This window comes from Corynebacterium sp. LK14 (assembly GCF_008042215.1).
Classification (GTDB): domain Bacteria; phylum Actinomycetota; class Actinomycetes; order Mycobacteriales; family Mycobacteriaceae; genus Corynebacterium; species Corynebacterium striatum.
In genome coordinates, this window is sequence record NZ_NOVQ01000023.1 from 1 (window position 1) to 1,181 (window position 1,181).

The window sequence follows — 1,181 nt, forward strand, 5'->3', positions numbered from 1 at the left end:
AACAATGAGGACCTCTCGCTGAACGCAGCATCAGCAGAGCTCGGTATCAACCGTGCCTCGCTGCATGCTTGGGTCAAGAAGTACGGCACCGGCAAACGTGCCCGCATTAAAGCCGTGCATGATAAAGCCCAAGCGGCGACTGATTCTGAGTGAATCCGCCAGCTGGAAAAAGAAGTCTCTAAACTACGCGAAGAACGAGATATTCTACGTAAAGCTGCTAAATATTTTGCCGAAGAGACACGCTGGTGATCCGCTTCCAGTTTGTCTATGACTACCGAACCGAGTACTCGGTCAAGCGGATGTGCGATGTGTTAAAGCTGAATCGTTCCTCGTTCTATAAATGGGTCCAAACCCGTGAAAAGCGCAGGTTAAAGATGTGTTCCGATGCCCTTATTGGTGCGAGAATTACAACCATCTTCGATGATGAGCACGGGCTTTATGGTGCTAAACGCATCGCTGCAAGCCTCAACAGTGATACGGATTTCGGCCCGATAAATCACAAGAAGGTCGCACGCATCATGAAATCCATGGGACTTAAAGGCTTTACCAAGCGCCGCCGATGTGTCACTACCAGGCGCAAGCCTGGCCACCGTGTCATGCCGGACTTAGTAGGCCGTAAATTCACAGCCAACGAGCCGAACCGCGTCTATGTTGGCGACATCACCTACCTGCCCTGTAAGGGTGGCAAGAACATGTATTTGGCCACAGTCATTGACACGTATTCACGGAAACTTGCAGGTTATGCGCTCGCAGACCACATGCGAGTGTCACTGGTCGTCGATGCACTAGCCCACGCGCACGGTGTGCGTAGCAGTCTTGACGGGGCTGTATTCCATTCCGATCACGGCAGTGTGTACACCTCACAAGCCTTTAGGAGCTATTGCTCGTCGTTGGGTGTGCGCCAATCCATGGGCGCGGTAGGAACGAGTGCGGATAACGCCCTAGCAGAATCATTTAACGCCACGCTCAAGCGGGAAGTCTTGCGTGATAGGAAAGTCTTTGACAATCCCATTATCTGCCGGCAGGAAGTCTTCCGGTGGTGCATGCGCTACAACACGCGCCGGCGACACTCGTGGTGCAACCTTCTAGCTCCCGATGACTTCGAAGCACTCACATCAGCTACACTGACCAAAGCAGCATAGCTAACCCCCGACGTGTCCACTTTCCGGGGGTCAGGCCCG

General features: G+C 53.2%; 1 pseudogene. It reads left to right on the forward strand.

Annotated elements, in window-relative coordinates:
- A pseudogene (locus CHU71_RS12665) lies at positions 1–1,142 on the forward strand (IS3 family transposase); the annotation flags it as partial.
- Positions 1,143–1,181: the final 39 nt, after the last annotated feature.